Source organism: Salegentibacter chungangensis, from assembly GCF_042678405.1.
In the GTDB taxonomy this organism is placed as follows: domain Bacteria; phylum Bacteroidota; class Bacteroidia; order Flavobacteriales; family Flavobacteriaceae; genus Salegentibacter_A; species Salegentibacter_A chungangensis.
Map to the genome: position 1 here is coordinate 872,013 of NZ_JBHTLI010000001.1, position 19,072 is coordinate 891,084.

The 19,072-nt window shown below is 44.6% G+C and carries 18 protein-coding genes; 9 read left to right on the forward strand and 9 right to left on the reverse strand.

The window, feature by feature from the left end; all coding sequences use genetic code 11:
* The first annotated feature begins 11 nt into the window (after window positions 1-11).
* Window positions 12-1,223, forward strand: coding sequence for a BaiN/RdsA family NAD(P)/FAD-dependent oxidoreductase (locus ACFQ3Q_RS03950; RefSeq protein WP_380743142.1), 1,212 nt, complete (start codon window positions 12-14; stop codon window positions 1,221-1,223).
* A 23-nt stretch (window positions 1,224-1,246) separates the two neighbouring features.
* On the opposite strand, the gene ACFQ3Q_RS03955 is transcribed toward ACFQ3Q_RS03950, so the two are convergent.
* Window positions 1,247-1,723 carry a TspO/MBR family protein gene (locus ACFQ3Q_RS03955; protein WP_380743145.1) on the reverse strand — a complete coding sequence of 159 codons (477 nt, stop codon included), beginning with the start codon at window positions 1,721-1,723 and terminating at the stop codon, window positions 1,247-1,249.
* A gap of 97 nt (window positions 1,724-1,820) precedes the next feature.
* On the opposite strand from ACFQ3Q_RS03955, the gene ACFQ3Q_RS03960 reads away from it, so the two are divergent.
* The 8 genes from ACFQ3Q_RS03960 (at window position 1,821) to ACFQ3Q_RS03995 (ending at window position 10,150) form a co-directional block, all read left to right on the forward strand.
* Window positions 1,821-2,903 carry a diphosphomevalonate/mevalonate 3,5-bisphosphate decarboxylase family protein gene (locus ACFQ3Q_RS03960; RefSeq protein ID WP_380743147.1) on the forward strand — a complete coding sequence of 361 codons (1,083 nt, stop codon included), beginning with the start codon at window positions 1,821-1,823 and terminating at the stop codon, window positions 2,901-2,903.
* 72 nt (window positions 2,904-2,975) lie between these two features.
* Window positions 2,976-3,914, forward strand: coding sequence for a mevalonate kinase family protein (locus ACFQ3Q_RS03965; RefSeq protein ID WP_380743149.1), 939 nt, complete (start codon window positions 2,976-2,978; stop codon window positions 3,912-3,914).
* Between the two features lie 13 nt (window positions 3,915-3,927).
* Window positions 3,928-4,833, forward strand: coding sequence for a geranylgeranylglycerol-phosphate geranylgeranyltransferase (locus ACFQ3Q_RS03970; protein WP_380743151.1), 906 nt, complete (start codon window positions 3,928-3,930; stop codon window positions 4,831-4,833).
* Window positions 4,834-4,926: 93 nt separating this feature from the next.
* Window positions 4,927-5,766 carry a pseudouridine synthase gene (locus ACFQ3Q_RS03975; protein WP_380743153.1) on the forward strand — a complete coding sequence of 280 codons (840 nt, stop codon included), beginning with the start codon at window positions 4,927-4,929 and terminating at the stop codon, window positions 5,764-5,766.
* A gap of 335 nt (window positions 5,767-6,101) precedes the next feature.
* Window positions 6,102-7,505, forward strand: a complete 1,404-nt coding sequence (locus tag ACFQ3Q_RS03980) for an arginine decarboxylase (protein ID WP_380743155.1) — start codon at window positions 6,102-6,104, stop codon at window positions 7,503-7,505.
* Between the two features lie 55 nt (window positions 7,506-7,560).
* Window positions 7,561-8,436: an agmatinase gene (speB, locus tag ACFQ3Q_RS03985; protein ID WP_380743157.1), complete on the forward strand. Its 876-nt coding sequence runs from the start codon at window positions 7,561-7,563 to the stop codon at window positions 8,434-8,436.
* Entirely contained in the window at window positions 8,429-9,400 is a 972-nt protein-coding gene (locus ACFQ3Q_RS03990; RefSeq protein WP_380743160.1) for a deoxyhypusine synthase family protein, read from the forward strand. The genes speB and ACFQ3Q_RS03990 overlap by 8 nt, the downstream gene beginning before the upstream one ends.
* Window positions 9,401-9,520: 120 nt before the next feature.
* The gene (locus ACFQ3Q_RS03995) at window positions 9,521-10,150 is read left to right on the forward strand and encodes a lipid-A-disaccharide synthase N-terminal domain-containing protein (protein ID WP_380743162.1); all 630 of its coding nucleotides are present in this window, start codon (window positions 9,521-9,523) and stop codon (window positions 10,148-10,150) included.
* Here the strand turns inward: ACFQ3Q_RS03995 and ACFQ3Q_RS04000 are convergent.
* From ACFQ3Q_RS04000 to ACFQ3Q_RS04035, 8 genes are read right to left on the reverse strand one after another with little or no spacing between them, the layout of a single operon-like run.
* A complete protein-coding gene (locus tag ACFQ3Q_RS04000) occupies window positions 10,117-11,499 on the reverse strand; it encodes a glycosyltransferase 87 family protein (protein WP_380743165.1) in 1,383 nt (460 codons plus the stop codon). The genes ACFQ3Q_RS03995 and ACFQ3Q_RS04000 overlap by 34 nt on opposite strands.
* 42 nt (window positions 11,500-11,541) lie before the next feature.
* Window positions 11,542-13,014 (reverse strand): cellulose synthase family protein, encoded by a 1,473-nt coding sequence (locus tag ACFQ3Q_RS04005; protein ID WP_380743168.1) that lies wholly within the window; start codon window positions 13,012-13,014, stop codon window positions 11,542-11,544.
* A complete protein-coding gene (locus tag ACFQ3Q_RS04010; protein WP_380743170.1) occupies window positions 13,014-13,703 on the reverse strand; it encodes a glycosyltransferase family 2 protein in 690 nt (229 codons plus the stop codon). Before ACFQ3Q_RS04010 ends, ACFQ3Q_RS04005 begins: the two co-directional genes overlap by 1 nt.
* 55 nt (window positions 13,704-13,758) lie before the next feature.
* Entirely contained in the window at window positions 13,759-15,342 is a 1,584-nt protein-coding gene (locus ACFQ3Q_RS04015) for a 4Fe-4S binding protein (RefSeq protein ID WP_380743172.1), read from the reverse strand.
* A gap of 3 nt (window positions 15,343-15,345) precedes the next feature.
* A complete protein-coding gene (locus ACFQ3Q_RS04020; RefSeq protein ID WP_380743174.1) occupies window positions 15,346-16,632 on the reverse strand; it encodes an NAD(P)/FAD-dependent oxidoreductase in 1,287 nt (428 codons plus the stop codon).
* 15 nt (window positions 16,633-16,647) lie between these two features.
* On the reverse strand, window positions 16,648-17,616 hold the full coding sequence (gene arsM, locus ACFQ3Q_RS04025; protein ID WP_380743176.1) for an arsenosugar biosynthesis arsenite methyltransferase ArsM: 969 nt from the start codon (window positions 17,614-17,616) through the stop codon (window positions 16,648-16,650).
* Window positions 17,617-17,633: 17 nt separating this feature from the next.
* On the reverse strand, window positions 17,634-18,446 hold the full coding sequence (locus ACFQ3Q_RS04030) for a purine-nucleoside phosphorylase (RefSeq protein WP_380743177.1): 813 nt from the start codon (window positions 18,444-18,446) through the stop codon (window positions 17,634-17,636).
* Between the two features lie 4 nt (window positions 18,447-18,450).
* Entirely contained in the window at window positions 18,451-19,059 is a 609-nt protein-coding gene (locus tag ACFQ3Q_RS04035) for a TIGR04282 family arsenosugar biosynthesis glycosyltransferase (RefSeq protein WP_380743179.1), read from the reverse strand.
* Window positions 19,060-19,072 lie beyond the last annotated feature (13 nt).

A 19,072-nucleotide genomic window follows, 5' to 3' on the forward strand; every position in this document is an offset into this window, starting at 1 on the left:
CGAGATTAAGAATGACCAATTACGATATTATCATTATAGGCGGGGGAGCCGCCGGATTTTTTACTGCTATCAATGCCGCCGAAATGAAGCCCGGGCTGAAGATCCTGATCCTGGAACGCGGGAAAGAAGTGCTTACAAAAGTGCGAATCTCGGGAGGAGGGCGCTGTAATGTGACCCACGCCGAATTTGTTCCCAAAGAACTTACCAGGAACTATCCCCGGGGAGAAAAAGAGCTCCGGGGGCCATTTCATAGTTTTATGACGGGCGACACCATTGGCTGGTTTGCCGACAGGGGAATCGAACTGAAGACCGAGGAGGATGGGCGTATGTTCCCTGTTTCAGATTCTTCAGAAACCATTATCAATTGCTTTTTGTCTGAAGCCGAAAGACTGAAGATACAGGTCCTGAAGAACCATTCGGTGAAAAAACTCGGGAAGCAGGAAAATAAATGGATCGTGGAGACCAGTAAAGGAGATTTTTCAGCCGGAAAAGTGATGATGGCCACCGGAAGCAATCCTAAAATATGGAAGCTGCTCGAAGGTTTAGGGCATAGTATTGTTCCTGCGGTTCCTTCATTATTCACCTTCAATATTAAAGATGTACGTATTAAGGGGCTTGCCGGGATCTCTACCTATGCCGAGGTAAAGGTTAAGGGAGAAAAGCTGGAAAGCGACGGGCCTTTGCTCATTACCCACTGGGGTCTTAGCGGGCCCGGGATCCTGAAACTTTCGGCCTGGGGTGCCCGGGAACTTTTCGCCAGAAACTACCAGTTTCAGGTAGAAGTGAACTGGCTGCCGGGATCGGACCCGGAAGCTATGCTTGAAAACCTAAAGCAGCTCAAACTGGAGCAGGCGAAACAAAAGGTGGCAAAATATGCCCATTTTGAACTTCCGAAGCGGTTATGGCAAAGCCTGGTAAGGGCTTCGGCCATTAAAGAAGACGATATCTGGGCCGATCTTACCAAAGCCCAGCTAAGGAACTTAAGCCTGCAGCTTACCAAGGCCGAATTCCAGGTGAACGGGAAAAGCACCTTTAAAGAGGAATTTGTGACCGCGGGCGGGGTAGAGCTGAAAGAAGTGAATTTCAAAACTTTTGAAAGCAAGCTGCAGCCCGGCCTTTTCCTTGCCGGCGAGGTGCTGAATATAGATGCCATCACCGGGGGATTTAATTTTCAGAACGCCTGGACAGGTGGTTACCTGGCCGCAAAGGCTATGACCGAATAACTGACTTTAGAAGGGAGCTAGATTTAATTTAAACGCCAGATCTCAAAATTGAGGGCCAGGGCAAACAATACCCAGATCGCATAAGGCACCAGCAAATAGGCGGCTATATTGTTCACAACCTTAAACCAGCGGATGGTGAGCAGTATTATGATAAAAAGGGCAATTATATCGAGCAAGGCCAGGAAGGGTCTATGAAGCCCGAAAAAGAGCAAAGACCAGAATCCGTTCAATAAAAGCTGAAACACGAAATGATAAAGGGCGGTCTTTACCCAGCGATGGTAAAAACCTTTGGACCAAACGATCCCGGCGGCGATTCCCATTAAGATATACATAAGCAGCCAGACGGGTCCGAACATCCATTCCGGTGGATTGAACCAGGGTTTGTTGAGGTCGGGATACCAATCGGCAAGGCCGGTTTGGGTCGCGACCGTGGCCATAAAGCCAAAGAGTAAACAAACGCCAATGGCTACTGAGCTTCTTATGAGTAGTTTCCTGGTCATGGCGGGTTGGTTTTCCCTACTAAAATAGAAATTTATTTGAATTTCAGGCTTATAAATGCAAAACATAAAAGACTACCTTTGCAGAAATTTTAAAACGATGACCGAACAGGAATTTATTTTAAAAAAATATAAATCTTCCGCAGATGCCGGTAGCTTCACCTGGCAGGCACCCAGCAATATAGCTTTGGTGAAATACTGGGGGAAAAAGGAGAATCAGATCCCCGCGAACCCCTCGGTGAGTTTTACCCTTAATAATTGTAAAACCATCACCACCCTGGAATATAAAAGGAAAGATAAGGTTTCTGATGATTTCGATTTCGAGGTATTTTTTGAAGGAGAAAAGAAAGACGATTTTAAGCCGAAGATCAAAACTTTCTTTAAGCGTATTGAACAATATTGCCCTTTTCTAAAGGAATACCAGTTCATTGTGCGTTCTGAAAATACTTTTCCGCACAGCAGCGGAATAGCAAGCTCCGCCAGCGGAATGAGCGCTCTTGCGCTTTGCGTGATGAGCCTGGAGAAAGAAATTTCTGGTGAGGTTTCAGAAGATCAGTTCAATAAAAAAGCTTCTTTCCTGGCAAGGCTGGGATCGGGGAGTGCGTGCAGGAGTGTTACAGGAAGCCCTGTGGTTTGGGGGGCACATCCCAAAATTGAAGGCAGTAGCGATCTGTTCGGGACCGAATATCCGGGAAAGTTACATAAGGTTTTTGAGGATTATCAGGATACCATCCTGCTGGTGGATAAAGGAGAGAAAAAGGTGAGCAGCACGCTTGGGCATAATTTGATGCACGACCATCCCTTTGCCGAAGCTCGTTTTACACAGGCTAATGCTAATCTTGAAAAACTGATCCCCGTTTTTGAAAGCGGAGACCTGGAAAAATTTATAGAGATCACCGAGAGCGAGGCCCTTAGTCTGCACGCTATGATGATGAGCAGCACGCCCTATTTTATCCTTATGAAGCCAAATACCCTGGAGATCATCAATAAGATCTGGGAGTTCAGGGAAAAGACGGGGCTGCCTGTTTCTTTTACCCTGGATGCCGGTGCTAACGTGCACGTGCTCTACCCTGAACGGGATAAATCTGCAATTTTGGACTTCATTAAGAATGAGTTGGTTGTGTATTGTCAGAATGGACACTATATTTGTGACCTTGTTGGAAAAGGTGCCAAAAAGTTGTAGCTTTACTTGATTGTTTTTGGCTCTGAACTACATTTTTGGGCGCTTTTAGGTTCCCAATGAATTTATAAGCTTATGAAAGGACCATTATTTTACTCAAAAATCCTTCTTTTCGGAGAGTACGGGATCATCAAGGATTCCAAGGGTTTGTCGATTCCCTATAACTTTTATAACGGTGCATTAAAGGTAGATGAAGATCCGTCTGAAGCTGCCATTGCATCCAATAATAACCTTAAGAGATTCGCCGGGTACCTGGTGGAGCTTCAGAATAAACATCCGGAGCTTGTAAGTTTTGATATGGAAGCGCTTAACGCCGATATCGATAAGGGGATGTATTTCGACTCCAGTATTCCGCAGGGATACGGAGTGGGAAGCAGCGGAGCCCTGGTTGCAGCTATTTATGATAAATATGCGACCGATAAGATCACGGTGCTTGAAAATCTTACCCGCGAAAAACTTCTGAAACTGAAGAAGATCTTCGGGGAGATGGAATCTTTTTTCCACGGAAAATCCTCGGGACTGGATCCTTTGAACAGCTATCTAAGCATCCCGATCCTTATAAATTCTAAAGACAACATCGAACCTGCCGGCATTCCTTCTCAAACTGAAAAGGGGACCGGGGCGGTATTCCTTCTGGACAGCGGAATCACCGGCGAGACCGGGCCTATGGTGAACATCTTTATGGAGAATATGAAGCAGGAGCCTTTTCGCCAGATGCTGAAAGATCAGTTCGTAAAACATACCGATGCCTGTGTGGATGACTTCCTGAAAGGAGACGTGAAATCGCTTTTCAGTAATGTAAAACGTCTTTCTCACGTGGTGTTGGATAACTTCAAACCTATGATCCCCGCTCAGTTCCATAAGCTTTGGAAGCACGGGATCGAGACCAATGATTATTATCTTAAACTTTGCGGTTCCGGTGGAGGAGGATATATTTTAGGCTTTACCGAGGATATCGATAAAGCCCGAAAAGCTCTAAAGGATTACAAATTAGAAGTAGTTTATAACTTCTAAACCCGGCACTTTTATGGCTGCTACAATGAACCAGCGGTTTATGCTGAAAATGCTGAGTTTGTTCTCGGTAGTCCGCGGCTATAATATCCTTATCCTTATCATTGCCCAGTACCTTACCTCGGCTTTTATCCTGGGGCACGATCTGCCTTTACGGGAAGTACTGCTGGACGATAACCTGTTTTTTCTTATTCTTTCTTCGGCTACGGTAGTGGCCTCCGGGTATATTATCAATAACTTTTACGACAGTGAGAAAGACCTGATCAACCGTCCCAAGAAGACAATGCTGGACAGGGTGGTGAGTCAGCGGACAAAGCTTTCGGTGTATTTTATCCTGAACTTCGCCGCGATCTTCTTTGCCAGTTACGTGTCCTTCAGGGCAGTGGTATTCTTTTCGATCTACATTTTCGCGATCTGGTTCTATTCCCACCGGCTTAAAAAGATACTGTTCCTTGGGAATCTTGTGGCTTCCATTCTGGTGATCACCCCATTCTTTGCCATTTTCGTTTACTATAAGAATTTCGAGACCGTGATATTTATTCACGCCACCTTTCTGTATCTTATGATCGTGATGCGGGAACTTGTAAAGGACCTGGAGAATATGAAAGGAGATCTTATCCAGAACTACAGGACCATCCCTCTGGTATATGGGGAGAAGATGAGCAAATTCTTTCTCTCGGCACTTTCCATACTCGCCGTGATCCCTATTCTGCTTCTGGTAACCCGTTTCGATATAGGATATATGGACTATTACTTCTATGTTTCCTTTGTATTGCTGATAGTTTTTCTGCTATTCCTGTACTTCAGCAAGGCAAAATGGCAGTATTTAATGTTGCATAATATCCTCAAACTTATTATTGTGGCAGGGGTTTTCGGAATACTTCTTATAGATTTTGAAGAGGTGCTGAAAAGGGTTTTTTAGCTGGAGGACTTAAAAATATCCTCGGGGCCAAATCTTTTGCCAATAAGTTAGTTAGGTCGCAATCTATCAGTATCTTTGCAAAAAATTAGCAATATGAGCAGAAACGATAAATCTTCAGGTAATAAGTTTAGCGGAAGACAAGGCGGCGGAAAGAAAAAGAAATCTTTCGCAAGAGGAAACGCGCCTGTTAAGAAGCAGGGAGCGCCGAAGACAGCGTCTAATAAAGACGGGATTCGTTTGAACAAATATGTTGCTAATGCAGGTGTTTGCTCACGCAGGGATGCCGATATCTTTATTGCTGCCGGAAGCGTTACCGTGAACGGGAAAGTGGTTACAGAGATGGGCTACAAAGTGCAGCTGAGCGATGAGGTGAAGTTTGACGGCCGAAGCATTACGCCAGACAGGCCTGAATATGTATTGCTAAACAAGCCTAAAGGATTCTATACTACAGGAAATCCTGAAAAAGGAGGCCGAACCGTTATGGATATTATCAGTAAAGCCAGCAAATCTAAGCTGGACCCGGTTGGGAAACTGGATACCCAGGCATCAGGACTCTTGCTTTTTACCAACGATGGAGCTATGGCCAAGAGACTTGCGAAGCCTAAGAACGGGATTCGCCAGATCTATCACGTAGAGCTTAACCGCCCGTTAAAGCAGGAAGACCTTGATAAGGTCAGGAAAGGCGTAATTCTTGCCGACGGGAAAATAAGCGTGCAGGATATCAGCTATGTTACAGATCGTCCTAAGAACGAGATCGGGCTTGAGATCAACAGTGTGAAGAACCATATCGTTCAGAAGCTGTTCAAGAGCCTTGATTATGATATCGTGAAGCTGGACAGGGTGGTTTTTGGCGGCCTTACCAAGAAAGACCTTCCACGAGGCAGATTCAGACATCTTACCCAGCAGGAAGTCATAAATTTAGGGATGCTGTAAAGCCTTAAATTTTTTTCAGAATTCAATATACTTTTTTAATACATTTGCTTCGGCTTATGCTGCTTTTCAATGAAGATGATCGGCAGAGGCCGGTAGCTTAATTATGTATTGTATTTCTGAAAAAGAAAATACCGAACACAAAGATTGTAATTGACCAGAATAACTTTTCTTTTGGAGGGCTTTCCTGAAATTGCCTTCCCGCACTTGTTTAAGACCTGCATTCAGGCAGGTTCTCAACCTAAATTAATTTTATCTTAACAATAATTTACCAGTCATTTTTTTTGGTAGCATAATTTAATGCCTAATTTTTACCTTTAAAACCTAACTCTAACCAATTGAATACCAAATACAGCGATTTAATAGATCAGACCTACTATTTTCCCCAGGAGGAATTTAAGTTGGAAGGAAGCGAGCTTCGTTTTCACGATATAGACCTGATGGACCTTGTAAAAAAATACGGGGCACCACTTAAATTCACCTATTTGCCTAAGATCTCTGAGAATATCAAAAAGGCCAAATTATGGTTTAATAATGCAATAGAGAAACACGATTATAAGGGGTCTTATAATTATTGCTATTGTACCAAAAGTTCGCATTTTGAACACGTGCTGAACGAAGCATTGAAAAATGATATTCATATTGAGACCTCTTCGGCCTTCGATATCAATATTGTTGAAAAACTTAAGACTTCGGGAAAGATTACCGATGATACTTATGTGATCTGTAACGGCTTTAAACGCGATCAGTACGTAGAGAATATTGCCCGCCTGCTTAATAACGGGCACAGGAACTGTATTCCCATTATCGATAACTACGAGGAATTAGACCTTCTGACCGAAAGAATAGACGGGAAGTTCGAGATAGGGATCAGGATCGCTTCGGAAGAAGAGCCGAAGTTCGAATTCTATACCTCAAGGCTTGGCATAGGCTATAAGAACATAGTCCCCTTTTACAACAAGACCATCAGGGAAAATGAACAGGTTCACCTCAGAATGCTTCATTTTTTCATCAATACCGGGATTCGTGATACCGCCTATTACTGGAACGAGCTGAATAAATGTCTGAAAGTATATATCAACCTCAAGAAAGTATGTCCTCACCTGGACAGCCTGAACATTGGAGGAGGTTTTCCCGTAAAGAATTCGCTGGCTTTCGAATATGATTATGAGTATATGATAGATGAGATCATCAATCAGATAAAACTTGCCTGTGAGGAAGCCGGAGTGGATGTGCCTAATATTTTCACCGAATTCGGAAGTTTTACCGTTGGTGAAAGCGGGGGTGCCATCTATGAAGTGCTTTACCAGAAACAGCAGAACGACAGGGAGAAATGGAATATGATCAATTCTTCCTTTATCACCACTTTACCCGATACCTGGGCTATAAGCAAGAAGTTCGTGATGCTGGCCATCAACCGCTGGAACGACGAATATGAACGGGTGCTGCTTGGAGGCCTTACTTGTGACAGTGACGATTATTATAATTCTGAACAGCACACCAACGCGATCTATCTTCCGAAGTTCAAAAAGGAAAAACCGTTATATATAGGCTTCTTTAATACCGGGGCTTACCAGGATACGATTGGAGGATTTGGAGGATTGCAGCACTGCCTTATTCCGCAGCCCAAACATATCCTTATAGACAGGGATGAAGAAGGGAATATAAGGACAGAGCTTTTCAGTGAACAGCAGAAGGCTGAAGATATGCTCGCAATTTTAGGCTATAGCAGAGACAATTAAAATTTTATATTTTTAATACCAATTAAATTAATCAACTAACTAATCTTTACTTAAAATGAGTAAAAAGAATTACGCCGGGATACCCGATAAGTACGCTCGTATAGACGAAGCGAAGGTGGTATTGATTCCTGTTCCCTACGATGGTACCAGTACCTGGCAAAAGGGAGCCGATAAGGGGCCTGAGGCCTTTTTGGAAGCTTCTGAAAATATGGAGCTTTATGATATCGAAACCCGATCAGAGGTTTATAAGAAAGGGATATACCTTGCCCCGCCGGTATCTGAAAATTCTTCCCCTGAAAAAATGGTGGAAGCGGTGTACAAGACCACGAAGAATTATATCAAACAGGATAAGTTCGTCACCCTTTTTGGAGGGGAGCATTCTGTTTCTATAGGCTCTATAAGGGCTTTCAATGAAGCTTTTGAAGATCTTACCGTGGTGCAGCTTGACGCTCACGCCGATCTTCGCCCGGAGTATGAAGGTTCCAAATGCAATCACGCCTGTGCGGTGCACGAGGCCAGTAAGACCACCAACCTTGTTCAGGTAGGGATCAGGTCTATGGATGTTTCGGAGACCGAGCATATGGACGAAAACCAGGTGTATTTTGCTCACGATCTTTATGAAGACTGGATGGACGATGCCATAGGGCAGATGACGCCGAATGTTTTTATCACGATAGATCTTGACGCATTTGATCCTTCCATCTTACCCTCAACAGGAACCCCGGAACCCGGAGGTCTTTTCTGGTATGAAACCCTGGAATTCCTGAAAATGATGTTCAAAAAGAAGAATGTGGTAGGATTCGACATCGTAGAGCTGTGCCCGAATAAGAACGAGAGGTCTTCAGACTTCCTCGCGGCCAAGCTTTATTACAAGATGTTGAGCTACAAATTCAAATATCAAAATTATAACGAAGAAGACGAAGATGAGTAAAGGAGCAATCTCTCAGTTTATAGAAAAGTATTATCTGCATTTTAATTCGGCGGCTCTTGTAGATGCGGCCAAGGATTACGAAAAGCAATTGGAAGGCGGCGCAAAGATGCTGGTGTCCCTTGCGGGCGCAATGAGTACGGCCGAGCTTGGGAAGATCTTTGCCGAGATCATCAGGCAGGATAAGGTTCAGATCATTTCCTGTACCGGGGCCAACTTGGAGGAAGATGTGATGAATCTTGTGGCCCACTCGCATTACAAAAGGGTTCCTAATTACCGGGATCTTACTCCTAAGGAAGAATGGGATCTTTTGGAAAAAGGACTCAACCGGGTTACCGATACCTGTATTCCTGAAGAAGAAGCCTTCAGAAGGATCCAGGAACATATCTTTGACATCTGGAAAGAGGCCGATGAAAAAGGAGAACGCTATTTTCCTCATGAATTTCTCTATAAACTATTGCTTTCCGGAAAGCTGGAACAATATTATGAGATTGACCTTAAGGATTCCTGGATGTACGCGGCTGCAGAGAAAAATCTCCCGATAGTGGTTCCCGGATGGGAAGACAGTACCCTTGGGAACATTTTCGCCTCCTACGTGCTTAAAGGAGAACTGAAGGCAAGTACGATGAAATCCGGCATCGAGTATATGACCTTTTTAGCCGATTGGTACACCGAAAATTCGAAGAACGGAATTGGTTTCTTCCAGATTGGAGGAGGGATTGCCGGGGATTTCCCGATTTGCGTGGTGCCGATGCTTTACCAGGATATGGAACGTACCGATACGCCTTTCTGGAGCTACTTTTGCCAGATCTCCGATTCTACAACCAGTTACGGTTCATATTCAGGAGCCGTACCTAACGAGAAGATCACCTGGGGGAAACTGGATATAGACACTCCAAAACATATCATAGAAAGCGATGCGACCATCGTGGCGCCGCTTATTTTTGCATACCTGCTGGATATGTAATTAAGATAGTTTTACCATAAGTTAGGCTGCCTCGTGATAATATTTCCTTATCATTGGGCAGCTTTTTTATTGGTCCGGGGCTGATGAGAAATAGTCTTTGAAAACATTATTTGCAGGTGTATGAACGAGTGGGTGATCTTTGGATTAGGCTTTTTGGCGCAGTTATTTTTCTCTGCCAGGCTGGTTACTCAATGGTTCATATCTGAAAAGGCTAAAAAGGTAAAGACTCCGGTGATCTTCTGGAAACTGAGTTTGCTGGCTTCCATCCTCCTGTTCATATACGGATACTTAAGGGAAGACCTTGCCATTATGCTCGGCCAGTTCCTGATCTATGCAGTCTACATCAGAAACCTGCAGCTACAGGGAGCGTGGAATAAAACCAGTCTGTTTTTTCGCGGCTTAGTCCTTGGATTCCCGGTGGCGCTGTCTTTCTACGGAATGTTCTATAATAGTCTTGAATGGACAGATCTTATAAACGGGGTCAATATTTCTCCGTGGCTGGTGATTTTGGGTGTTTTTGGCCAGGTTGTCTATACTTCCCGCTTCTTTTATCAGTGGTATTTTGCTGAAAAGACCGGACATTCATTTCTGCCGGAAGGCTTTTGGATCCTGAGTGTTTTAGGAGCTGTTTTCTTATTTACTTACGGAATTTTTCGAAATGACCCTGTCCTCATATCTGCTCATTTTTTCGGCGGACTTATCTATATGAGAGATCTTTATATTTTGCGGAGATCTGAAGCCAGGGCCTGAGGTTCAAGAGGCTTATTTCCGAAGACCTCATAGCTTAAGGCACCGAAAACTAAAAGGTATTCCAGGCCTACTATCCACAAATTCTCCTGGAACCCGTTGCTGCCGTAGGCATAATAGCTAAAGAATACTACGAAGGACCAGGCCAGTGCGAACCTGTACCTTGTAAAGACCGAAAGCATCAGGGGTGTGGCTATATACCAGGGATGAATGGTGGTGGAAAGAAAGAAATAGGCTGAAATACCAAGCAGCATTGAGCTGATAAGCCTTTCAGTATTATTATTCTTTCTGAAGAAACTAAGTCCTGTCAGGATCAAAATAACCATCACCGGCAGGATCTTTCCGGCGGTTGCAATTATGTTATAGCCCTTTACCTGAAAGCCGATCCAGCGCACGATATAGTAGATACTGGCGTTGAATTCGAATTTTTGAAACCAGAGCCCTATGCTTTCTGTGAAATTCGAGATCAGTTCGGCAGAGAGGAATGGAAGAAATGAGATCAAGACAGTTGCTACGGTCACTGCATAAAAGCCTGTAAGTTTGCCTAAACCCAGGCTTGTGTTAGAGTTTTCTGTTGTTCTGTTATTGAAATATTTAAGCAGAAGTGGGAGGAACAATAAAGGCAGCAATTTCACGGAAACCGATATCCCCAGTAATACCGCACTCCAGATCCATTTTCTTCTATGAAGCAGGTAAAGCGACCAGACCAGGAAGAAGAGCATCACCCCTTCAAAATGAAGGTTTCCGGTAAGCTCAATAAGGATGAAGGGATTCAGAATATACCAGAATATCCGGTATTTTGGCAGGTTTAGGGACCCGAGTAATTTGCTTCCGAAATAAAGCGTTCCCAGGTCAGCGGCTATAATAAAGAGCCTCAGTATAAGCACTGAAGCGATAATACTGTTTTCGGCCAGAAAAGCTGCAATTCCAAAGATCATCTGATTCACAGGGGGATAGCTCGTGAAGTTTCCCGCGCTCAAACTTCCCATTCCTGCGATGAGTTGTGGACCCTGGGAGATGCTTCCGGTAAAACTTTCAGGAGTAGAAAGGTAAGGGCTTATGCCTTCTGCCAGCAACCTGCCGTCCCAGATGAATCGAAAAAAGTCCTGGGAGAGATTAGGCAAGGCCATAATGAATATCAGCCGGTATAAAACAGCCAGCCCCGCCAGGAGCTTAAAATTGGTCTTTTCAACTTGAATGAGTTTGAAGCTCAGGAAAAAGAGTCCTGCGTACAGGCTTATCAGTTTTATAAAATCAGAGCGGACAAGGTCATAACCAAATGCAGCGTAAAATACCGCTACAGAGAGCGATATTATTACGGAGTACTTATGATACCTGAGAAAATCTTTCATTTTTAGACTGCCTGTCCAAATTTATGAAAGTTGGGGGAAATACTATCTTCTTAAGTTGAGGGAGTTGATCACCACAAAGCCGAAGCCGCCGAAAAGCATCAGGTGGAATATAAAAAGCCCGAAATCTTTTAGTAAAAATGCACTCCACAGGGCGAAGCCGAAATAAAGGAAAAGCCCGGCTTCCAGGATCAGGTTTAAAGAGAAACTTTCCTTAATGTATTTATTGCCTTTCCAGGAGTCTTTGAGGTTATTGATGTTGAATTTTGGGGTTCTGATGAATTCTGATTTTTTTCCGAAATGTCCTTCCAGCACCGCCAGGGAATTATGCACCGAAAAGCCCATCGCTACCGAAAAGAAAGTGAAGAACATCCCTATGAACCGGAAAAAACTCCTTATTCCTTTTCCGTGGATCCTGGCATAGGCCACATAATAGCAGGAAAAGAAAATAATCGTGCTTACAGCGAAGCAGGCGAGCACATTAAAATACCAGCTGAACTGCGGATTGGTGTTCTTGATATACAGCACCGGTACGCTTAAAATAGCCAGCAGCAACACGATCAAAAACATACTGGAATTAAGGAGGTGGAAGAATCCGTGGAATTTTGTCCCGAAGGAAACCGATTTATCCCTGACCAGTTTCATATAATTCTTTCTGAAATTTTCGGCCGCCCCTTTGTTCCATCTGAACTGCTGAGATTTTGCAGCACTTATAAGCACGGGCAATTCGGCCGGCGTTTCTACATCTTCCAGATATTTGAACTTCCATTTTTTCATCTGTGCCCGGTAACTCAGGTCCAGGTCTTCGGTGAGGGTGTCTCCGCTCCAGTTGCCGGCATCCAGAATGCATTCCTTTCGCCATATTCCGGCGGTACCGTTGAAGTTTATAAAATGCCTTCCGAAATTCCTTCCGGTCTGTTCCAGTATAAAATGAAAGTCCAGTGCAAAAGCCTGGATCCTGGTGAGCAGGGAATAATCGCGGTTAAGATGACCCCATCTGGTTTGTACCACGCCTATTTCAGGATCTTTGAAATAGGGAACGGTCTTTTTCAGCCAGTCCGGCTCAGGCATAAAATCGGAATCGAAAATCGCGATGAACTCACCTTTAGCGATCTTCAGGCCTTCTTTTAGAGCCCCGGCCTTGAAGCCTGTTCTGTTCTTTCTTTGGATATGCTGAATGTCCAGGCCATTCTGCTGAATTTGCCCGATGAGATTGGCCGTTTTCTCCACCGATTCATCGGTAGAGTCGTCAAGCACCTGGATCTCCAGTTTATTTTTTGGATAGTCGATCTTTGCGATATTCTTCAGCAGTCTTTCCACTACGTACATTTCATTGTAAAGCGGCAGCTGGATGGTCACAACGGGGATTTCTTCTGAATTATTAAGATTGAACTTTTCAGAAGCATCAGGTTCTTTCCGGGCTTTCAGGTAATTCACTAAAAGCTGCAGCTGCGACAGGCTATAGAAGAAAATGAGCAGCAGGGCTAGGGTGTATATGAGAATAATGGCGAGATCCATTATTTGAAACTGTATTTAAAAATCCAACCTAAAATCTTGATCCCTGCAAAGATAGCACCTTTAAGCGTTCCTGAAACTTTTGACACGCCAATCCGGTTCTTATAATGCACGGGCACCTCTTTGTAGCTGAAATTCTGCTTTAAGGCCTTCAGCTGCATTTCTACTGTCCAGCCATAGGTTTTATCCTGCATATGTAAGGCCAGCAATTTTTCGTATTTGATCGCCCTGAAGGGGCCGAGATCGGTGAATTTTGCATTGAAGAAAAGCTTCATCAATGTTGTCGCCAGCCAGTTTCCGAAAATTTGCGGGAAGGTCATAGATCCCTTTTCCCGCCAGCGCTTAACCCGGGAACCGATCACCAGGTCAATGTCGTTTTCAATGATAGGAGCCACGATCTTTGGAAGTTCCTCCGGGTAATCGCTGTAATCCCCATCCAGGAATACAATGATATCGGGTTGATTTTGTTGTCTGGCGATATGATCCATTCCCTTAAGGCAGGCATAGCCGTAACCTTTTCTGGATTCCTGAAGCACTGTTGCCCCGGCTGCCTCTGCATTTTTTTCGGTCGCATCGGTAGAATTATTGCTTACCACGATCACTTCATCTACAAGAGATGGGATCTCAGTTATCACTTTGCCTATGGAGTCGGCTTCATTATGTGCGGGAATAATAACTTTTATCAGCGGCATTCAGGCTTGACTTTTCAGATGTTCGGGCTTGCAAAATAAAAGCTTTCCGGAGAAACTACCTGCTTTTTTGGTTGATTAAATCCATCAGGTCCACATCATTGCCCAGAAGCACTTCTTCAGAATTTATCCTGCCTTCCTGCTCGCCGTTTTCGAGTTTTAAAACTCCTCTTGGGCAGACTGCCGAACAGATCCCGCAGCCCACGCAGCTGGAGCGTACAATATTCTCCCCTTTCTGGGCATAGGCCCTTACATCTATTCCCATCTCACAATAGGTGGAGCAGTTCCCGCAGGAGATACATTGGCCTCCGTTGGTGGTAATCCTGAATTTGGAGAACAGGCGCTGCTGCATTCCCAGGATCGCAGCCATCGGGCAACCGAAACGGCACCATACCCGGTTGCCGAAAATAGGATAGAATCCAACTCCTATCACTCCTGAAAAGGCCGCGCCAATTAGGAATCCGTACCATTGTCTTAGCTGGTAACCTTCAAAAAAGAAGATCTTATAGTTACCGCTGAAATAATTGATGCCTATGATAGAAAGAATGATCACCAGGTAACCTATGGCTCCGTATTTCGCATCTTTGGCGAGCTCTTCCCGTTTAAAGATCATAATCAAAGCGAAGATGAGCGTAAGAAAACCTGCCGAACCCCAAAGGAAGGCATCTTTGCTCAGCCAGTAGTCTGCCCCATCCTGCCCCAGGTAAGAATAGACCACCGCGATGGTCATTACCATTACGAAAACCAGTACGCTGTGGATGACCCAGCGTTCCACCTTCCAGGCAAACTGGGATTTATCGGAAAGGTGGCGGTAAGGATCTCCCGCAGTTTCCGCGAGCCCTCCGCAACCACAAACCCAGGAGCAGTACCAGCGCTTACCATATTTATAGGTGAGGATAGGGGTGATCACAAAAATAGTAAGCAGCCCGAAGATCAGCATCGCAAAGCCAAGAGTCCCTGCCGAAAGGAAACTATCGACATTATACCCCGCGAACAAATCATAATTCAGCGGCCAGATATTGGCCGGATTGAAATAGGGCTGATTCAGCCTGATCAGGATCTCCGGGATAAGAAAAGCAAAGCCCAGCTGGAAGAACATCACCGAAAAAGTACGGATAACCTCATAGCGGTTATGCCGGTATTTCAGGATGAATTTATATCCGAAAATAAGAATCGCGACCGTGTACAGCGAGCCGTAAACGAACCACTGGCTGGCAGGATTCCCGTTTATAAGCTTGCTTAACGGGTCGAACAGGGAGATAAGCCCGGTATTGTCTGCATTCGCATTGTAACCCAGGTATTCCGGGAACCAGTAAAGCACAATATAGAACAGGGTTAAAAAGATACCCAGGGCCCAGGCCCAGAAGCCTCTTCCGCTAAGCGATCTGAACCACACCCCATTGTTCTTCACTCCTGTGTGTTTCCCGAGATAGGCGTCATTGGCAAAAACCACGGTGCCTATGATAATAAGTCCAAGAGCCAGGCTCAGGAACAGGATTTTATTAGGGAAATTCACGTTGGCAAGGGCGAGAATAAGGATAAAAAGTCCCGTGAGACCCGTGCCGGTAGCAATTCTCTGGGTTTTTGAGATTCCCGCCGTAGGATCTCCAGTCATTGACATATTGTGTTCTATCTTGCTCATATGCTATACTTCCTGTAGGTTCTGTTTAAAACTTCCGAAGATCTCCTTTTCGTGTCGATCATAAAATTCCGGGTCGAAATTGGCTTCTTTCAGGTTGCTTAAAACGTGCTGAATATTTCGGTTCTCGTTCAGCCACCGGTCAAAAACTTCGTGTCGCATCCTTATTCCAAAGGTGTTCACCCCGAGGAATTTTTTGGAATTCGGGTCAAAAGCCAGGGTGACCCCTTTAGTATTATCCTGATGCTGCCAGTGGAAATGCTGTTCATTCTCTCCGGTCTCAGTACTTACATTTCCGTAGGTCTGATATTCGATATCGAAGAACTTGGCTGAGTTAAACCAGTTGCCCGGTTTATATTCCATTTTGGTTCCGGTAAGCGTCTGTGCGAGTGTCTCGCCCATCATTCGACCGGCATACCAGACGGGTTCGATGGCGCGTCTGTGAGACTGAGGTTCCTTCAGCTGGGCACAATCGCCAATGGCATAAACATCAGGGATATTTGTCTGCAGGTAATTGTCAACAAGAATTCCTTTATCCAGCTCCAATTCAGAATTCCTAAGGAAATCAATATTGGGCCGTACGCCTGTACAAAGCCCTACCAGGCTGCATTCTATTTCTTCGCCTTTGTCGGTAACCACGCCTCTCACGCGACCCGAATCGTCCGGGAGGATTCTCTCCAGGCTGGTTTCTAAACGAAGGTCCACTCTGTGAGACTTTATATGTTCAGAGATCATTTTCCCGTCAGAGTAGGGAAGTACATTTCCCCAAAAACTGTTTTCCATTACCAGGAAAGTCACCTCTATATTACGGGTGCGTAACATTTCAGCGAGTTCCACGCCTATGAGTCCGCCACCAACGATCACTGCTTTTTTGCAGTTTCGGGTATTCTCTTCCAGCAGTTCCAGGTCCTGTTTGGTCACCAGTCCCTGAACGCCTTCTAGATCCTGACCTTCCCAGCCGAACTTATTATAGACCGAGCCGGTTGCCAGTACCAGCTTGTCGTAGTTCATTGCTTCACCTGAAGAAAAGAGAAGCTCCTTTTTATCGAATTTCACCTCTTCAACATAGGCTTTCTTCAGCTCAATCCTGTTCTTTTCCCAAAACCAGTCCTCATAGGGTTTCAGGTGGTTCCACTTCATATGGCCCATATAGACATACATCAGCGCGGTACGCGAAAAGAAATAATCGCTCTCAGCTGAAATTACCGTGATGCGTTTATCAGAATGCTTGCGGATATGCCGTGCGGCGGTAATTCCCGCGATCCCGTTTCCAATAATTACTATATGTTCCATTTTTTTCAGAATTAATTAGCAGCAGCCGCCTCCGTCGTAATGGAAGGTAGATTCGCTGATAAAAATATCATCCCTGTTAAGGTCTGAAAGTGCTGCGGCTGTCTTATCACAGATGGCCAGCGGCTGATTCTTAAGCAGGATATGTCCTTTCTTGTCATCAAAATGATCCTGGTCTCCATAATAGATCGCCGCTTTCCCGGTAAACACACAGGGTCCGTCTTCAGGCATAGGATCTTTAATAGCGGCAACTTCAATAGACTCGATATAGATCAGCTCATCGGTCGGATAATTATTAGGATCGAGGATGCGATAAGGTTTTTTAGCCCTGATCTCTATGGTTCCGAAGCCTACGTCGGTTAAGGCCTTTACGTATTCTTTCAGCGGAAGACTTCCGCTAAGACAAAGCGCCCTCAGCCTTTCATCATTCCGGAGATCTTCATTCATCTCCTGCTCGCAGATAGGATCACTCATCACAAGTCGACCGTGTGGCTTTAAAACCCGGTACATTTCTTTCAATGCTTTTTTAAGGTCTTCAGTCTTAAAGATATTGAAAAGACAATTTTGAGCAGCTACATCTATACTGTTATCTTCTACCGGAAGATCAAGTGCGTCTCCTTTTCTAAGATCAACAAAGTCTGATCTGAACCAGGGATTCATTTCTTCAGCTTCCCTGAAATTCTTTCTGGAAGCTTCCAGCATTTCATCTACCGAATCGATCCCGATAACTCCGTCTTTCTGCCTTGAGAAATAGGTGAACTGAAGCAGTTCCATTCCCCCGCCAACCCCTACATAAAGCGTTTTGGGATCATTGGTGAGGTCCCGGGCGTGAACGGTGCTGCCGCAACCATAATTCATTTCCTGCATTATACGCGGGATCTTTAATCCGGGTAACTCCCAAACGGGATTGGTAGTGCAACATAGGCCAACATCCGGCGTAAGGGCGGCATCGCGGTAAACATTTCGTGTGGTTTCGAGATAACTCATTTAAATATAGTGTAGGGTTAAACTTTTTTAATGACTTCTTTGAAAAGCCTAATCATATCGGGCTCTGCTTTTTCGGCCATTTTGATGATTTCCTGGATATTCACCGGTTCCAGGTTATCGGGATCTCCTTCATCGGTGATCACGGAGATCGCTGCAACCGGAAGCTTCAGGTGATTGGCCACGATCACTTCGGGAACGGTGCTCATTCCAACGGCATCGGCACCAATGATCTTCAGGTACCTGTATTCTGCACGGGTTTCCAGCTGCGGCCCGAGAACTGAGGCATAAACCCCCTTATGAAGTTTTATGTCGAAACTCTTCGCTGTTTCTTCAATGAGTTCATTCATTTTAACATCATAAGGTTTGCTCATATCTACAAAGCGTTCACCAAGCTTGTCTATACCGCGAACGGCAAGAGGAGAATCTCCTAGCAGGTTAAGGTGATCGTCGATAAGCATTAGCTCTCCTTTTTTGAAATCGAGGTTCACAGAACCGGAAGCGTTGGATACCAAAAGTTTTTTGATGCCGAGTTTATGCATCACCCTCACCGGATAAGTGACGTCCTGCAGGTCGTAGCCTTCATAAAGGTGGAAGCGTCCCTTCATGACCACTACCTTCTTGCCTTCAAGCTTACCGTAAACAAGCTTTCCTTTGTGGAATTCTACCGTGGCAGAAGAGAAGAAAGGGATATGACTATAACTGGCCTCGGCCTCCACCTCTATTTCTTCTATAAGCTTTCCAAGGCCGGTACCAAGTATTATTCCGATCTCCGGATCTTCAAATCCCTTGGAGATAAGATAATCGACAGATTCGTTGATTTGTTTCAGCATTTTATTATTTTAAATATTTCCGGAAGGCTTTTTTTCCTTTCAGGTCTTCAAATACATCAATGTCATTGCGGACTTCCAGAAGTTTAACTTTTTTGTTTTTCAGGTCGTTTAAGGTGCTTCCCAAAACCGAAGAACTACCCCAGTTCTTGCCCTTAAAGACATCCGAATTTAAGGAATTCATTCCTAATAAGTAGTATCCGCCATCCTGGGCCGGGCCGATCACGAATTCATTTTTACTTAAATGTTCAAAAGCTTCAGTGATATCGGCCTCCTGAATATCGAATAGATCGCTGCCAATAATGACTATATGCTTATATCCCTCAGAAAAACCTTCCCTGAACGCATTTTCCATTCGTTCTCCCAGGCCGGGACCGGACTGCAGTTTTTTATCATACAGCTCTTCCGACCAAAGATCATTTTGCCAAATCTCGTCAGAATAATATACCGATTTAGCAGCTTTTATGTTTTTGGTAATCGCCACCGTGTGTCGAAGAAGGAAGTTGTAGATCTCGAGGGCTGCTTGATTTCCCGTTTTCTTTGCCAGCCTTGTTTTTACCTTTCCTATTTCGGGGTTTCGGGTAAATATTATAAGGAGATTGTCGGAATTGTTCAAGTTGAAATATTTT